At 62.4% G+C, this 15378-nt stretch carries 12 protein-coding genes; 8 read left to right on the top strand and 4 right to left on the bottom strand.

Translation table 11 applies throughout. From position 1 onward, the window contains the following. Positions 1–1563: an MFS transporter gene (locus tag ACP146_RS06015; RefSeq protein ID WP_422365863.1), complete on the bottom strand. Its 1563-nt coding sequence runs from the start codon at positions 1561–1563 to the stop codon at positions 1–3. A gap of 246 nt (positions 1564–1809) precedes the next feature. Between ACP146_RS06015 and ACP146_RS06010 the strand changes: the two genes are divergently transcribed. The 4 genes from ACP146_RS06010 (at position 1810) to ACP146_RS05995 (ending at position 5634) form a co-directional block, all read left to right on the top strand. Further along, positions 1810–3105, top strand: coding sequence for a multidrug effflux MFS transporter (locus ACP146_RS06010; protein WP_422365862.1), 1296 nt, complete (start codon positions 1810–1812; stop codon positions 3103–3105). Positions 3106–3203: 98 nt separating this feature from the next. After that, positions 3204–3890: an orotate phosphoribosyltransferase gene (locus tag ACP146_RS06005; RefSeq protein WP_422365861.1), complete on the top strand. Its 687-nt coding sequence runs from the start codon at positions 3204–3206 to the stop codon at positions 3888–3890. Positions 3891–4061: 171 nt separating this feature from the next. After that, positions 4062–4643, top strand: a complete 582-nt coding sequence (locus tag ACP146_RS06000; protein ID WP_422365860.1) for a hypothetical protein — start codon at positions 4062–4064, stop codon at positions 4641–4643. Positions 4644–4779: 136 nt separating this feature from the next. After that, a complete protein-coding gene (locus ACP146_RS05995) occupies positions 4780–5634 on the top strand; it encodes a division plane positioning ATPase MipZ (RefSeq protein ID WP_422365859.1) in 855 nt (284 codons plus the stop codon). A 30-nt stretch (positions 5635–5664) separates the two neighbouring features. Here ACP146_RS05995 and ACP146_RS05990 read toward each other — a convergent pair whose 3' ends face one another. Then, the gene (locus ACP146_RS05990; protein ID WP_422365858.1) at positions 5665–7869 is read right to left on the bottom strand and encodes an SPOR domain-containing protein; all 2205 of its coding nucleotides are present in this window, start codon (positions 7867–7869) and stop codon (positions 5665–5667) included. Between the two features lies 1 nt (position 7870). Continuing rightward, positions 7871–8578, bottom strand: a complete 708-nt coding sequence (locus ACP146_RS05985; RefSeq protein WP_422365857.1) for an AAA family ATPase — start codon at positions 8576–8578, stop codon at positions 7871–7873. 975 nt (positions 8579–9553) lie between these two features. On the opposite strand from ACP146_RS05985, the gene ACP146_RS05980 reads away from it, so the two are divergent. After that, positions 9554–10219, top strand: a complete 666-nt coding sequence (locus ACP146_RS05980) for a class I SAM-dependent methyltransferase (RefSeq protein ID WP_425032314.1) — start codon at positions 9554–9556, stop codon at positions 10217–10219. An 85-nt stretch (positions 10220–10304) separates the two neighbouring features. Here ACP146_RS05980 and ACP146_RS05975 read toward each other — a convergent pair whose 3' ends face one another. Continuing rightward, positions 10305–11555 (bottom strand): polyhydroxyalkanoate depolymerase, encoded by a 1251-nt coding sequence (locus ACP146_RS05975; protein WP_422365855.1) that lies wholly within the window; start codon positions 11553–11555, stop codon positions 10305–10307. 292 nt (positions 11556–11847) lie between these two features. On the opposite strand from ACP146_RS05975, the gene ACP146_RS05970 reads away from it, so the two are divergent. The 3 genes from ACP146_RS05970 to ACP146_RS05960 all read left to right on the top strand — a co-directional run bounded on the left by ACP146_RS05970 (position 11848) and on the right by ACP146_RS05960 (position 15368). Next, entirely contained in the window at positions 11848–12408 is a 561-nt protein-coding gene (locus ACP146_RS05970; protein ID WP_422365854.1) for a hemerythrin domain-containing protein, read from the top strand. A gap of 191 nt (positions 12409–12599) precedes the next feature. Further along, a complete protein-coding gene (locus ACP146_RS05965) occupies positions 12600–13592 on the top strand; it encodes a TAXI family TRAP transporter solute-binding subunit (protein WP_422365853.1) in 993 nt (330 codons plus the stop codon). A 105-nt stretch (positions 13593–13697) separates the two neighbouring features. Beyond that, positions 13698–15368, top strand: coding sequence for a peptide ABC transporter substrate-binding protein (locus ACP146_RS05960; protein WP_422365852.1), 1671 nt, complete (start codon positions 13698–13700; stop codon positions 15366–15368). The last annotated feature ends 10 nt before the right edge of the window (positions 15369–15378 follow it).

Raw genomic sequence — 15378 nt, 5'->3', positions numbered from 1 at the left:
TCACGCCTGTTCCGACCGCAGGGCCCGGCGGGGCATCAGGAAAAAGCCGCAGAGAGCGCTCAGCACCGCCAGCGCGGCGCCGATGAGAGCGACGGCACGAAACGACTGCAGCATGGCGCTGCGGACCGCCGCCTCCAGTTCAGCGGCGCCGGGTCCCAGCAGGTTCATCGCCTCAAGATCGCGGCCGTAGCGCAGGTCTGGCAGGACGGCGGCCTCCGGCAGCGCCAGCAGATCGATGAGGCTGCGGTCGAAGACCACCGCCGCGACCACACCCAGACCGGCGACCGCCAGGAGCCCCGAGAGTCGCGAAACCGCATTGTTGACGCCTGAGGCAAGGCCCGACTGCTCGGCGGAGAGCGCGTTCATCACGACGGTGGAAAGCGGCGCGACCGTCACCGCCATGCCGAGCCCCAGAACCAGCATCGCCGGGACTACGGAAAGCCAAAAGGGCGCCCCCGGCTCCGGCGGTATGAACAGCAGAAAGCCGATGGCGGCGATCAGCGGACCAATCGTCAACGGCAGGCGCGCGCCGAAGCGGTCGAGCAGGCCGCCGGCCCAGCGCGACATGAAGGCCATCACAAGGGTGAACGGCAGAAAAGCCGCCCCTGCCAGGGTCGCCGAATAGCCGTGCGCCTCGATCATCGTGATGGGCAGGAAGAACAACACCCCCGAAAGCGCGAAGTAGAGAAACAACGTCAGCAGGTTGGCCCCGCTGAAAGCCATCGAGCGAAACAGGGCCAAAGGCAGCATCGGATCGTTGCTGCGCGCCTCCACCCAGAGAAACACCAACAGCACCGCCAGTCCGCCAAGGCCGATGAGCAACAGCATCCTCTGGGGCAGCGATCCCCCCTCGCCCAGGCCGGTCAGGCTGTATGTCAGCGCTGCGAGCGCCAGAACCGCCAGAACCGCACCGGCCCAGTCCATGCGGCGGCCCGCCGTGGCGTCCCGCGATTCCGGGACCCGCCAGAAGGACAGCCCCAGGGTCAGCGCCGCGACCGGCAGGTTGATCAGGAAAACAAGGCGCCAGGAGCCGAGATCGACAAGCCAGCCGCCGAGGATCGGCCCCAGGGCTGCGGCAATGGCGGAGAACCCGGCCCAGGTGCCGATGGCCCGGCCACGCTCGGATTCCGGAAAGGCGGCGGAGATGATCGCCAGACTGTTCGGCACCAGAAAGGCGGCGCCCAGGCCTTGCAGGGCCCGCGCCGCGACCAGTTGCTGCGCCGTCTCCGCCAGCCCGCACCAGAGGGAGGCCAGCGCGAAGATCGCGACCCCTGTGTTGAAGACCCGCCGCCGGCCATAGAGGTCGCCCGCCGCCCCCCCGATCAGCAGCAAGGCCGCCAGCAGCAGGGCGTAGGCATTCACAACCCACTGCATGAGGTTGAGAGAACCGCCGAACTCGCTGCCGATCACCGGCAGTGCCACCGTCACGACGGTACCGTCGATGAATGCCAGGCTTGAGCCGAGGATGGTCACCAGCAAGACGACCGGGCGGGCGTTGCGGCGGCAGGGGGTCGGATCACCACCGCCCAGAATGACGCCTTCATCGCATGGAAATGTTCTCATCCAGTCGCCCCACCCAGAGCTGCGCCATCACCCGGTTTCCGCCGGGCAGACCAGCCATGCAGACTGTCCGCTGGCTTTGTCGGAAGACATATACCATCTTAGGCCTACGACATCATGATGGCAGTCGCCTGCGCCGCGCCAAACTCAACCTCCGCAGCCGCTGCATTACTTACAGGCAGCTTTGGGATCTGTTCCGCCCAGGGACAAGCGGCAAAGCTGTGACTAGTTGTTTTGGTTAGAGGATTCATGAGCGAGACGCTGCAGGCCCCCGGCGATCACGACCAAGGCGGCAAGAGCGGCCCGGTTTCCCACGAAACGACGGCTGCCGTTCCCCGGCGCCGTCCGTCGCTGGCGATCCTCATTGCGGTTACCGCCCTGGGTCCCATGGCCTTGAACATCTTCATGCCCTCCATGCCGGGGATGCAGACGGTGTTCAACACCGACATGGCGACGATCCAATTCACGCTCTCGCTCTATCTCTTCGGCGTCGCCGTCTCCCAACTCTTCCTGGGTCCGCTGTCCGACCGTTTCGGACGCCGTCCCGTGCTGCTCTGGGGCATGCTGCTGTTTCTCGTCGGTACCCTGCTCTGCGCCTTTGCCGGTACCATCGGCGAGTTGATCGTCGGGCGGATCGTCCAGGCGGTCGGCGGCTGCGCCGGCCTGGTTCTGGGCCGCGCCATCGTGCGCGACACCCACAGCCGCGAGGAATCCGCCAGCATGATCGGCTATATCACCATGGCCATGGTGGTGGCTCCGATGATGGCACCCTTGCTGGGCGGTATCATCGACGACCTCTTCGGCTGGCAGGCTTCTTTCTTCCTGCTGTTTGCGGTGGGCGCGGTGGTGCTGCTGCTGGCCTGGCGGTTTCTCATCGAAACCCACACGGACCGCTCCGCGGTCGCCGGCCCGGCCAGCATGCTCCGAGGCTTCGGCACCTTGCTGAAGGATACGGCCTTTGCCGGCTATGCCATCAACATCGCCTTCACCACGGCGGTGTTCTTCGCCTTTCTGGCCGGGGCCCCCTTCATCATGATCGAGATCATGGGCCGTCCGCCCAGCGAGTACGGGATCTATTTCGTCCTCAACGGGGCGAGCTACATGGCCGGGAACTTCCTTTCCGGCGTGCTGTCGACCCGTGTCGGCCCGGAACGCATGGTCTTTTCCGGCAGCTTGATCGCCTTGGTGGGCGTCGCCCTGCTGACCGGCCTGGCCCTGTCGGGCGAGATGATCCCGATCATGCTCTTCGGCCCCGTGATGCTGGTCGGCCTCGCCAACGGCCTCAGCCTGCCCAACGCCACGGCAAGCGCCATCTCGATACGCCCGGATCTGGCCGGCACGGCCTCGGGCCTGACCGGCTTTCTGCAGATGATGGTCGGTGCTCTCGCCTCCTTTGTCGTGGGGCAGGTGCAAACCGATTCGGCCCTGCCGATGGTGATGGTCATGACCGCCGCCGCGGTGATCGCCTTTCTCGGCTATCTGGTGGCCCGCACCGCCCTGGCCCTGCGCCCCGCTGCCGAGGGCCTGTCACCGGGCGGCGACTGACCGGGTTACGGATGGGAGAACGAAAGACCGCCGGCGCTTTTGTCCGAATCGAGAAGACGCGATAAACAAGGCTGCCGATCACCCTGGGGGAACAAGGTATGCTTTCGGGCTCTACGAACGATCAACAGGCCATGGCTGAGGTCACCGCCAGCATCCTGCTGGAGATTGAGGCGGTGCTGTTCCGGCCCAACGACCCTTTCACTCTGACCTCGGGCCGGGCAAGCCCGGTCTATGTCGACTGCCGGAAAATCATCTCTTTTCCCAGGGCCCGGGCCCAACTGATGGACTTTGCCTGTGAACTGATTCAGCGCTCGGTGGGCTATGAATCGATCGACTGCATCGCAGGCGGAGAAACCGCCGGCATCCCCTTCGCCGCCTGGATCGCCGAGCGTCTCGGCCTGCCGATGCTCTACATTCGCAAAAAGCCTAAAGGCTTCGGCCGCAACGCTCAGATCGAAGGTCACCTGCCTGAAGGCAGCCGCGTGCTTCTGGTCGAGGACCTTGCCACCGACGGCGGATCGAAACTGAATTTCGTTGACGCCATCCGCCAGGCCGAGGCCAAGATCGCGCACACCTTCGTCATCTTCCATTACGGGATTTTTCCCGAGGGGGTCGCCACGCTGGCCGAACGCGGTGTCACACTGCATGCCCTGGCAACCTGGTGGGACGCGCTGGGCGTCGCCGAACGCAGCGGGTACCTGGCCGAAGCCGAGGTCGCCGCGGTCCGCCGCTTTCTCCAGGACCCCGAAACCTGGTCCCCCGACAAGCCGGCCGACGGGAATTGAGCTTCGACACTCGCCGATGCCGTGTTGATTCGGCGTAAAAATTCCCCGGGACAGCCGCGAAGGCGCGAAATTAACCATACGATAATCTATTTTTTGTGAATCGGAGGTAGGGGCGCTTCTTTTCCTCCGCAAAATCGGTACACTCCTCTCCAAGTTCTGGGGACGGTGTGAATGGACAGGCAAAAGCCGGAAAACGACATCATCGATCGTGTGGTGTCGGACTTGGAAAACGCGACCGAGGGCAGCCAGGAACTGGACTGCATGATCAGCTACGCCCTGGAACTGGCGCGGGGCGAGTTCGATCAGGTGATGATGGAACTGCTGGTCAAAGAAGGTTTCTCCTGGAACGTCATTTCAGAGATTTGGGGCGGCAAGGTCCCGCCCTATACCCAGTCGCTGGACTGCGGCATCGCCGGTGAGAACATCGCATTTGCCATGCGCTCCGACAAACGTCGCCAATGGGCTGCCGTCCACAAGGGACCCGCTGGCGAAGAGGTCCTGGCCTGGGCCAAGACGGAGGTTCTGGCAAGGCGGCTTGCGGCGCTGAAAGGCAGTGTCGCCTTGGGCCGCAGTGAACGCGAGAAGACGGACGGCAAGGACGCTGAAGACGGCGAGTCTCTTGACGACGACGGCGATTCCGAACACCTGAGAATGGTATCGAGCGGCAACCACGCAACTGCCGGCCATGCGACCGCCGGCCACGGGGTCGCGGGAGCGGCACGGGAAGGCGAAAGCTGGACCGTACTGTTCTGAGTCCCGGACTGTTCTGAAACCAAGTCGGGATTTCAGGTCACAGCCTCTCAAAAAAACACCGCCGATTGCATTTTCGGCCTCACTAAAACCACGCAACAGGATGATCTGATCTTCGCTCTGTGGTAGCCTCGTCGGAATGGAGGGGGCGATCGTCGAGCAAGGGGAAGAGGTCGGGAGCGAGCCGATACAGGCTGGCGGACCCTACGTCGTTGTTGTGGGCAGCGAGAAGGGCGGAACCGGCAAGTCGACCACCGCAATTCACTTGAGCGTTGCCTTGATGAAGATCGGCTTCGCGGTGGGTACGATCGACCTCGATGCGCGCCAGGGAACCTTTACCGCCTTCTATACAAATCGCGAGAACTACGCGCGGCGTGGTGGCCAGACCCTGGAGTTGCCCCGTCACCGCGTGGTCGAACGCTCCGGCGCCGACAGCATCGAGGCGGCGAAGGCGGAGGAAGAACAGAACCTGCAAGAGGCCCTTCGGGATCTCGACGACTGCGACTTCGTCGTCATCGACACCCCCGGCAGCGCGTCCTCGCTGTGCCGGCTCGGTCACCGCTATGCCGATACCCTGGTGACACCGCTGAACGACAGCCTGCTGGACATCGAGGTTCTGGCGCGGATCAATCCGGAGCGCCGGGAGGTTGAGGCGCCGAGCGTCTACAGCCAGTTGGTCTGGGAGCAAAACAATCAGCGTGTGGTGATGGGGCGCCCGCCGATCGATTGGGTCGTGTTGCGTAACCGCCTCGCCCATATCGAGGCGCGAAACATGCGTGAGATCAGCAATCTTCTGACGGTCTTGTCGAAACGCATCGGTTTTCGCATCGCCCCCGGCGTCAGCGAAAGAGTGGTGTTCCGGGAGTTGTTCCTGAGCGGCCTGACGGCCCTGGACCTTTCGGACGATCAGCCGAACAGCAGCCATGCCTCGGCGCGGCGTGAGATCAAGGACGTTCTGGAAGCAATCGGTCTGTTCGAGGTTGCCCCGGCATAAGCGGCGCCCGGGACAGCCGATCCTGACTGATCAGTCGGGGTTCTCGGCCTGCTGGGTCGAGGACAGACCCGGCGCCGCCAGCGGCTGGACCGCGTTTACCCCGGAGGGGTTGGGGACCGCGTCATCGCCGGCCCGCACGACCACCAGACAGCTCTGGCCACGCAATTCAAGCTGACGGCAGAGTTCCCGGGCATCGGCCAGATCGGCGATCGGTCCCGAGCGCAGGCGATAGAAAACGCCCGCCCCGTCTATGCTGGCCTCCTGCACCTGCAGGCCGAGAGCACCCAGCAGAACCGGATAGACATCGACCAGGCGGACACGTTCACGTTCCGCCGCAGCGCTTTGCCGCACCGAGGCGATCTGGATCTGATAGCCGCCGTCAGGTGAGATCCGGACCCCAAGAGATGCCGCCTTCGCATCGCCAGCGGCGGGCTTCAGCCGCGGCAAGGGCAAAGCCGTATCCTGCCCCAAGGCCGCGAGTTTCTCTTCCAATAAAGAGGGCGAACGCTCACTGCGCGGGGCCAGCGGGCCGCTCTCCGGGAGATCGCTTTTTATGGCCTCGGCCGGCGCCTCATTCGCGGCGGGGATCGCAACCTTGCCGCGTTCGGTCTTGGGAACCAGGCTGAAGTCGTTGGCGCCGGGAATGAGAGACGCATCGGGCAGGATGACCCACTCGCCGTTCAGGTCCGCCTGCACCGAACCGATGGGCTCTCCGTTGTTCAGCAGGATCCACTCGCTGAAAGGCTCCGCACGACCCGCAATGATCGACTGGCCATTGGGTTCGATTCGAATGACGTCGAAGGAAGGCTCGGGCTGAGACAACTGCCCGCCAAGGGTACTGTTGCCGTCAGCCAAGGCGGCAGGCTGCGTAACCGGACCGGCGGCCGTCTGGACAACCTCTGCATCGACCTCTGCGTTGGCGGCCGCTGCATCGCCAGCCTCTCTTGGCGCCGTGCTTTGGAGCGCGGCATCTGCCGCCTCTGTGGAATCGGGACTTGGCTCGACCGCCGCCAGTTCCGGCTCGCTTGTCTCCTTTGGCCAAAGCGCATAACCCGCCAGTCCGAGCCCCACCCCCAGGGCGATTACCGCCGCCATACGCCAGGGCGAACCGACAAGACCTGCGCTGCGTTTCGCCGCCAGGACTGCCCGGCTGCCTGCAGCCGCGTCGGGCATTTCGCGATCCTTGGGGTCTGCCAGGGTATCGACGGATTGCCGTACGGCAGGCGCCGCCGCGGCGGTGGCGCGCTCTCCATCCTGAGACTCGACGGGAAGAGACGCTGCGCTTCCCGCAGTCCGGATGGTTGTCCCTGAGGCTTCTTTCTGTCCGGCCAACGCCGCAGAAGCCGGATCATCACTGAGCGCGGACGACGACGAAGCAGTCGCCGCCTCGGCCGATACCTCATCCCTCGGCGCAGCGTCTGCCTGCATATCCTCCGAGGCAACGTCGGCCCCGGGCGATGCGGCCTCGGGCGATGCGGCCTCGGGCGATGCGGCCTCGGGCGATGCGGCCTCGACACCTTCGGCCTGGACGTCCGGCACAGTGCCCCCATCGTCCGATTCGGTCTCACTCGGCGGGGTCTCATTTGCCGGAGCAGGCAAGGACGCGGCGATGGCCTGGCTTTCGTCTTCCCCAACAACCGGCAACGCCTCCCGTTCCTCCAGCGGAACGGCTTCGACCGCTTCATCATCGGTTTGCGCAGCGACAACAATCGCGTCTGCGACCGCTGTCTCTTCAGCAGGAACCTCTTGCGCCTTTTCGTCTTCAGCCGCAGCGGCTACGGCGGGGGTTTCAGTTTCGAGACTTTCGCGATCGGAAGCCGGGATTTCAGCGCTGTCGTCCGCATGGGGCGTTGACCCGCTGCCGCCGAAGGCCAGCGGCCGGTGGGCCATCAGGCTGGCGGCTGGATCGGGATGATCGTCTTCGCCGAGGGCAGGGTCGGCGAGAGCATGATCGGCAGTGGCGAACGCCTCTGCCGGCGCTGCCGGCACAGCTTCTGCTTCTGAGGTTTGGGCATCGACAAAGGCAAGCAGAGGCAGTTCCTGTTCGACTTCGGGAAGCCTCGCCTTCTTCCGCTGGGCGGACTCGCCGCCGCGCTCCTTTGAACGCGCCTTTCGCATCGACGCCTTCGCGCCCGTCCCCTCTTCCAGTTCGGCGATTACCAAATCGGCCGGGGATGCAGCGCCCTTGCGCGCGAAGAGGGCGCTCGTCAGCGAAGCCGCCTTGGCCTGGGTCATCTCAGGCTCTGCCCTCAACCTTGATCTGATTGTTTCGGGCCGCCTTTGCGACACTGGCCGGAATCATGGGCACAGGCCTTCGCCGCCGCCCGCCTGAGAGCCGAAGTTCAAGGTAGTCCCATAGCGCCTCGATCTCTTTGGCAGAGCGCGACTCGCCCGGTAATTCCATGACCGTGCGGCCATCGATCATCGAGGCGGCGAAATCCACGCGCTGGTGGATGATGGAGGGCGCGAGAGGGCCGTGCTGGGACAGCAGGGAAACCGCTTCGGCAGTGATCTTGGCCCTCGGCGCCGCCCCGTTGACCACGAAGACCAGGGGTTTGCCGAGATGCTCAACCAGTTCCATGGTCGCGCCGATGGAACGCAGATCATGAGGACTGGGACGGGTGGGTATCACCACCAGATCAGCCACACGGATCACATCGGCAATTGTGCCGGTCAGCGCCGGCGGCGTGTCGATCACCAGCAACTCCATGCCATGAGCCGCCAACTCTCTGATGTCCGCCGCGAGGCGCGGCACGGCGGTCTGAATAAAGAATGGGTTGGGTGCGGCCCTTTCGTTCCACCAGTCCGCGAGGCTGCCCTGGGGATCGACATCGATCAATCCCACCGGGCCGTTCCCGCTTAATTCAGCCTGGACCGCCAGATGACCGGCAATCGTTGTCTTTCCGGAACCGCCCTTTTGAGACGCAACAACAACAACCTTCAAACCGCCTGCTCCCCCAAAACTGACAAGAGCCTAGTCCTGCTGGCGCTTCATTGCCCGACGCAACGCCAACGGCTCCGATCACCTCAGATACGAAAGACTATGCCTCCGTACCTACCAGCGAAAGTTAATTATTGATTAACATATACTATATGTAGCGGTTGATTGGAAGTTCGACATATCGCTGTTTTGGTGAAAAGCGATTGTCGCAGGCACGCGAACGATGCATTTCGCCTCGCAAGGGGTCCTCCGCCGGCCTTGGTGTCTCGATTCCCGGCCCACAGAACGCTCTGGCGCAGTCACAGCAAGTATTACCTGTAAAATCAATTGATCTTCAATAGAATTACTCAAATATTTGGCGATAATTTGCGTAAAATTTTAGATAAATAAGTATAAATTGGACTTTTATTTAAATGTTTACTTAAACACCTCGATGTATTATATGTGTATGGCAGAGTAACTGCCTGAACTGTAGGAGGTTCAAATGCAGATCCAACCAGCACCGGTGCCGCTGGCCAATACCGGTTCGGTTCAGTCGACGGCGGCGCCCGAGGCGCCTGCTGCCGCCAAACCGGATTCGGCAAGGCCTGTGGAGTCGGCACAGAAGGATCCTTCTCCGAGGTTTCCCTATCCGGATCCCGACCGAGGCCAGAGGGTCAATATCGAAGCCTGATCTTCTACCCTTACGCGTCGAATATCCGGGGGGAACCATGACGGTAAATTAGGAAGCTCCGAGAGAGGCCCAAAAAAGGCTTTTTTCGGAGCTTCCGCCGTTTTCCGGTTCAGGGCCAGGCCGGCAGAAGCGGGGGCGGCCACAGGAAGATCACTTGTGGATCTTTCGGCAAAGTCCATATACAGCTTGTAGAATTGCGAACAATGGAGTCGCCGGCGCCTTGCGCTCTTCCTCCCCGACCTCCACAGGGCGGTTGAGAGAGGGGTACGGCCGACTTCGGTATGGTTAACTTTACTGGGCCGCAAATGCCGATAAATCAGGGGAAAACATCCCTGCGCCGCAACATACGTTTTCTGGGCCGCTGGTTGCGGAACCCAAAGGCCGTGGGCGCGGTCGTGCCCAGCGGCAAGAGCCTGGCCGCCGCCATGGTTGCGGAGATCGACCGTGATGGCGAAGGCGCGGTTATCGAACTCGGCGGCGGGACCGGTAACATCACGGCCGCCCTCCGGACCGCCGGTTTTGCGCCCGGCGACATCACGGTGATCGAACGGGATCCGTCATTCTATCGTGTGATCGCAGAGCGTTTCCCCGACGTCCGGGTTCTTCAAGGCGATGCCGCAAATCTGCGCAGCCTCTTGAAGGCCGCCGGCATCGGCAAGGTGAAGGGGATCGTCTCAAGCCTGCCGCTGCTGTCGATCCCAGATCGCATCTGCCTGCAGATCGTTTCCGAGGCGATGGCGGTGCTCGGCGAGGAAGGCGCGCTGGTCCAATTCACTTATGGTCCCGCCTCCCCCGTTTCGCGGCGCATCGTCTCCCGCCTGGGCCTGAAGGCGCAGCGCGCCAGCTGGGTGATGGACAATATTCCGCCGGCTGCCGTCTGGCGTTACAGTCGTCAGGGCATTGCTTCGACAAAGACCGAGGCTAGGGCAGAACCGCTTACCGCAGAGCGGCTGCAGAAGCGCAGCGCCTAAACCCACAACATCAAACCCGGGCCCTCTGCGCCGAGCCGCGCGGCCCGCGACCAGGCGCCGGCAAACAGACACATATCACTTCCGGCTAAAGCAGTCTCTGGCGCCTCTGCTCCGTCGTCCGGATCATGTTTCGCAGCCGGGGTTGGATTTCTTCCCGCCAGCGGCGTCCGTTGAACACACCATAATGCCCGACGTCCTTCTGCACATAGTGGTGCCTGTCGTCCTGCGGAATGTTGCGACAAAGGTCGTGAGCCGCCTCGGTCTGGCCGAGACCGCAGATGTCATCCAGTTCGCCCTCGATCGTCATCAGCGCCGTGTTGCGTATCTCACCGCAATCCACCAACTCTCCGCGATGGCGCATCTTGCCTTCCGGCAGGGCGTGGTCCTGAAAAACCGTCTTGATGGTCTGAAGGTAGAACTCGGCGGTCAGATCCATGACCGAGCGGTACTCCTCGTAGAAGCGCTGATGCTGTTCGACAGAATCGCAATCACCTTCGATCAGATGACGGAAAAGGTCGGCATGGGCATCCATATGCCGCTCCAGATTCATGGTCATGAATCCGGTCAGCTGCAGAAAACCCGGATAGACCGGCCGCAAGGCGCCGGGATGCGGAAAAGGCACGGTCGAAATGACCGAGTGCTCGAACCAGGACAGCGGCTTTGACGCCGCGAGATCGTTGACCGCGGTCGGATTACGCCGGGTGTCGATCGGTCCGCCGATCAGCGTCATGGAAGCCGGCTGGACGGGGTCGCCCTGGGCCGCCATTACCGCCGCCGCCGCCAGGACGGGAACCGACGGTTGGCAGACCGCAATCACATGCGTATCCGGTCCGATAAAGCGAATGAATTCGGCAACGTAGTCGATGAAGTCGTCCAAATCGAAGCGGCCGTAAGCCAGCGGCATCAGCCTAGCGTCACGCCAGTCGGTGACGAAAACCTCATGCTCGGGAATCATCGCCTTCACGGTTCCGCGCAGCAGGGTCGCGTAGTGGCCGGACAGCGGAGCGACTATCAAGACCTTCGGGTCTTTCCGTCCCGCGGTCGCCTCGGCATCGCGTTTGAAATGCAGCAGATCGCAGAACAGCTTGCCGTAAACCAGCTTCGGTTCGACCGCCACCGCCTGCCCATCGATCTCAACCGCGTCGATAGACCATTCAGGTTTGCGATAGCGTCGGGTCACATTCTCAAAGACTTCGCAAGCGGCAGCCACCGCCTTTCCGACCGGCGTGTAGGCAACCGGATTAAGGGCGCTGCGATAAAGCCGGCGCATGGCATCCGACTGAATTCGCAAAGGCTGTACCGCTGCGTGGGTCAACTCATAAGCGTGATAAAGCAAAACCTAATGGCCTCCAGAGTCTCCGTGCCGCCTTGCGGCACTCTCCCTCCTGGCGCTGTCCTTGTTGGTTGGCATTCGGCGTTTCGGGCCAAACGGCATTGCAGGATCATGACAGCCTGATCACGATGCGCCCGAACGCTATCACTCCGGCCCGCGCCGCGCGAAGCGAAAAGTCTCCCGTTCCGGCCCGCAGCAGGCCTCGAAAAGCCTTGACGCAAGTCAATGCGCCACAAAGTCCGCAATCCTAGGGTGAAATCGCTAACAAACGACTTTCTAAGGCAGAGGTAGCATCATGGCCGGCGTCATCGAATCCTTGCGCAGCGATCATTCGCGGCTAACCAAGTTGCTCGACGCGCTAGAGCGCCAGTTGGCCCGCTTCGAAGAGGGCGAAGCGGTCGACTTCGAGATTCTGGACGGTATTCTTTATTACTGTCTTTCCTACCCCGACCTTCACCATCACCCCTTGGAAGATCTGATGTTCGACCGGTTGCGGGCACGCGATCCGGAAGCACTCGGCGGCCTCAAAGATCTGCGCGAAGAGCACAACGAACTCGCCAGTGTGACCAGGCGATTCGCCGCCGCAATCCGCACCGTGGAGCAAGACATCGCTGTGGAGCGCGAAGCCGTCAAGAAAGTCGCCCAGGATTTCCTGAACGCCTATCGGCATCACATCATGATGGAGGAGAAGCACTTTTTCCCGGCCGCCCAACGCTGCCTGAAACGCGAAGACTGGGATGCGATCGCCAATCAATTGAAGCCGATGAAAGACCCGCTCTTCGAAATGCGCGAAGATGAACGGTTCGCAGCCCTCTACAAAGATATCATGGACTGGGACCGGGCCCTGACCGCCTGAGCTTACCCCGGAAATCCGTCCTAGGCATTGCGGCCCAGACGCAACAGCGTGGCCAAGGGCCAAAAGGTTCCAAATCGCCCGAACATGCTCTAGTCTTTCCTGATCAGCGCTGTGATCCGCCGGCTGCCCACAAACCCCAAGGGGTCGTGGAAGTCGCGGGCAGCGTTCGGGGAAGCATAGGGGAGCTTGTCGTGTTGCTGCGGACCTTCAAGTCGGGCTGGCGCAGCCTCTACATCTGTTTGTCGCTGATCTGCCTTGCCTTGCCGATCGGCACACCCGCCTGGGCCAGCGACAACAAAGTCACCATCGGGACCGGCAGCCGGGCGGGCGTCTACTTTCAGGTCGGCCGCGCCATTTGCCGGCTGGTCAATCAGACCCAGGCCGACCACGGCATTGCCTGCGATGCACCCTCGACAGCCGGATCAATATCAAACCTGCAGGCCTTGCGCAGCGGTCAGCTGCAACTGGCTGTGGCACAGTCCGACTGGCAATACCATGCGGTCAAGGGAACCAGCCGCTTCACCACCGCCGAACCCGATCCGGATCTGCGCGCGGTATTCTCAGTGCACGGCGAGCCCTTTACGCTTGTGGCACGGCGGGACTCCGGAATCCGGCACCTCCGCGATCTGGAGGGCCGAAGGGTCAACATCGGCAATCCCGGCTCCGGCCAACGCGGCACCATGGAAGTGGTTATGGAGGCGATGGGCTGGAACAAGAGGTCGTTCAGCCTGACCGATGAACTACCCGCAAGCCAACAGTCTCTTGCACTTTGCCATGATCGGGTTCAGGCAATGGTCTATACCGTGGGCCACCCCAATGATTCCGTCGCACAGGCGGTGAGGCTCTGCGACGCGATGATTGCAGAGGTCTCCGGCAAGGAAATCGAAAAGCTCATTGCCGAGCGCCCCTATTACGCTTTCACCTCGATCCCCGGCGGGCTTTACTCCGGCAACCTGGACGATGTACGGACCTTCGGGGTTAAGGCCACCGTCGTCACCTCCAGCAAGGTCGACGCCGAAACGGTCTACGCCATAACAAGGGCTGTCTTCGACAATTTCGACAGCTTCCGAAGTCTGCACCCGGCATTCACTGACCTGCAGCCTGCACTGATGGTGCGCGACGGCCTCTCGGCGCCTTTACATGAAGGCGCGTTGCGCTATTTCAAAGAGCGCGGCTGGCTCTAGACACCGATCCCCTTCGCCTTCGTCCCGGAGTCGGCTAGACTGTGGACCAGACCGCCCAGGTATGCTGGGCGGAGCGACCGGACAGGTCAAACAAGGGGTGTAGGGATGCGAAAGCTGATTTTGTCGATCATCATGGTCCTCGCGGGCTCCGCGACTGCCTCCGCGACCGAGCTGCGCATCGGCCTCTCACAGTATCCCACGACCCTGCACCCCAACATGGAGGCCTCGACTGCCAAGTCTTATGTGATGTCCATGACCCAGCGCCCGATGACGGTTTACGATCACGAGTGGCAGTTGGTCTGCATGCTTTGTGTCGAACTGCCGTCCATCGAAGCCGGCACCGCCGTGCCGGAGGATCTGCCGGAAGGCGTCGAGGGCGCCGGCGACGGCCGCGGCATCGCCCTCACCTATCGGATCCAGCCGCAGGCGACCTGGGGCGACGGGACGCCGATCACCACAGAAGACGTAGTCTTCACCTGGAAAGTCGGACGACACGAGAAATCCGGTATCGGCAATCTGGAGCTCTACCGCCGCATTCTTTCGATCGATGTGATCGACGACAAGACCTTCGTTATGCATGCCGACCGTGTTTCGTTTGAGTATGCGGCCATCAACGACTTCAAGCTGCTGCCGGCCCATATCGAAGGACCAATCTTCGATGCCGCGCCGGACGACTACAAAAACCGCACCGCCTTCGACAGCGATCCGACCAATCCGGGCCTCGCCTTCGGACCTTACCGCATTGTCGAAGCTGTGCCCGGGTCACGCATCGTCCTGGAGCGCAATGAGTCCTGGTGGGGGGAAAAGCCGGTCTTCGACCGCATTACCTTGCTGACGATCGAGAAAACCACCGCCCTGGAAGCCAACCTGCTGTCTGGGAACGTCGATATGATCGCCGGTGAATTGGGCCTCTCGCTCGATCAAGCCCTGGCTTTTGAGAAGCGCCACGGCGATGACTACCAGATCATCTACGAACCCGGCCTGCTTTATGAACACATCGACCTGATGCTGGAGAACCCGATCCTGCAGGACAAGAGGGTCCGCCAGGCGCTGGTCTATGCCATCGACGGCGAAGCGATCAGCCAAAGGCTCTTCGAAGGCCGCCAGCCGGTCGCCCATTCCGGCGTCTCTCCACTCGACTGGGTCTACGCCCCCGACATCAAGATGTATGACCACGATCCGGAGAAGGCCGGGGAGCTGCTGGACGCCGCCGGCTGGAGTGATATCCGCGACGGGATCCGGCACAATGCAGCGGGCGAAGCTTTGCGCCTCGAGTTCATGACCACCGCCGGCAATCGGATTCGCGAGCTCGTCCAGCAGGTACTGCAGAGTCAATGGCGGCAGGCCGGCCTCGATATCCGGGTACGCAATGAACCGGCGCGGGTCTTCTTCGGCGAAACCGTCCATCACCGCCGCTTCACCGGCCTTGCGATGTTTGCCTGGGGCAAGGGACCGGAACATGTGCCGCGCAGCACCCTGCACTCCGAAGAGATCCCCAACGAGGCCAACGGTTGGTCCGGCCAGAATTACACCGGCTTTCGCAACACCGAAATGGACGAGTTGATCGAAGCTATCGGCGTGGAGCTCGACCGGCCGACCCGCAAAGAGATGTGGGCGCGTGTTCAACAGATCTACGCCGAGGAAGTGCCGGTCGTCTCGCTTTACTGGCGCGCCAACGCCTATGTGCTGCCCAAATGGCTGAGAGGTGTGCGCCCGACCGGCCAGATGGCCACCTCATCGCTCTGGGTCGAAAACTGGACAGTCGAGGACCGCTGAGCAGGGGGCC

The sequence above is a fragment of the Pelagibius sp. genome (assembly GCF_965249265.1).
In the GTDB taxonomy this organism is placed as follows: domain Bacteria; phylum Pseudomonadota; class Alphaproteobacteria; order Kiloniellales; family Kiloniellaceae; genus Pelagibius.
The sequence above is the reverse complement of the archived record's forward strand: the minus strand, read 5'-3'. Positions and strand labels throughout refer to the sequence as shown.

Bases quoted from the DNA above. Each gene is read 5' to 3' on its own strand.
- ACP146_RS06005 (WP_422365861.1), top strand. From the start codon at position 3,204: ATGCTTTCGGGCTCTACGAACGATCAACAGGCCATGGCTGAGGTCACC.
- ACP146_RS06000 (WP_422365860.1), top strand. From the start codon at position 4,062: ATGGACAGGCAAAAGCCGGAAAACGACATCATCGATCGTGTGGTGTCG.
- ACP146_RS05995 (WP_422365859.1), top strand. From the start codon at position 4,780: ATGGAGGGGGCGATCGTCGAGCAAGGGGAAGAGGTCGGGAGCGAGCCG.
- ACP146_RS05990 (WP_422365858.1), bottom strand. From the start codon at position 7,869: ATGACCCAGGCCAAGGCGGCTTCGCTGACGAGCGCCCTCTTCGCGCGC.
- ACP146_RS06010 (WP_422365862.1), top strand. From the start codon at position 1,810: ATGAGCGAGACGCTGCAGGCCCCCGGCGATCACGACCAAGGCGGCAAG.
- ACP146_RS05980 (WP_425032314.1), top strand. From the start codon at position 9,554: ATGCCGATAAATCAGGGGAAAACATCCCTGCGCCGCAACATACGTTTT.
- ACP146_RS05970 (WP_422365854.1), top strand. From the start codon at position 11,848: ATGGCCGGCGTCATCGAATCCTTGCGCAGCGATCATTCGCGGCTAACC.
- ACP146_RS06015 (WP_422365863.1), bottom strand. From the start codon at position 1,563: ATGAGAACATTTCCATGCGATGAAGGCGTCATTCTGGGCGGTGGTGAT.
- ACP146_RS05960 (WP_422365852.1), top strand. From the start codon at position 13,698: ATGCGAAAGCTGATTTTGTCGATCATCATGGTCCTCGCGGGCTCCGCG.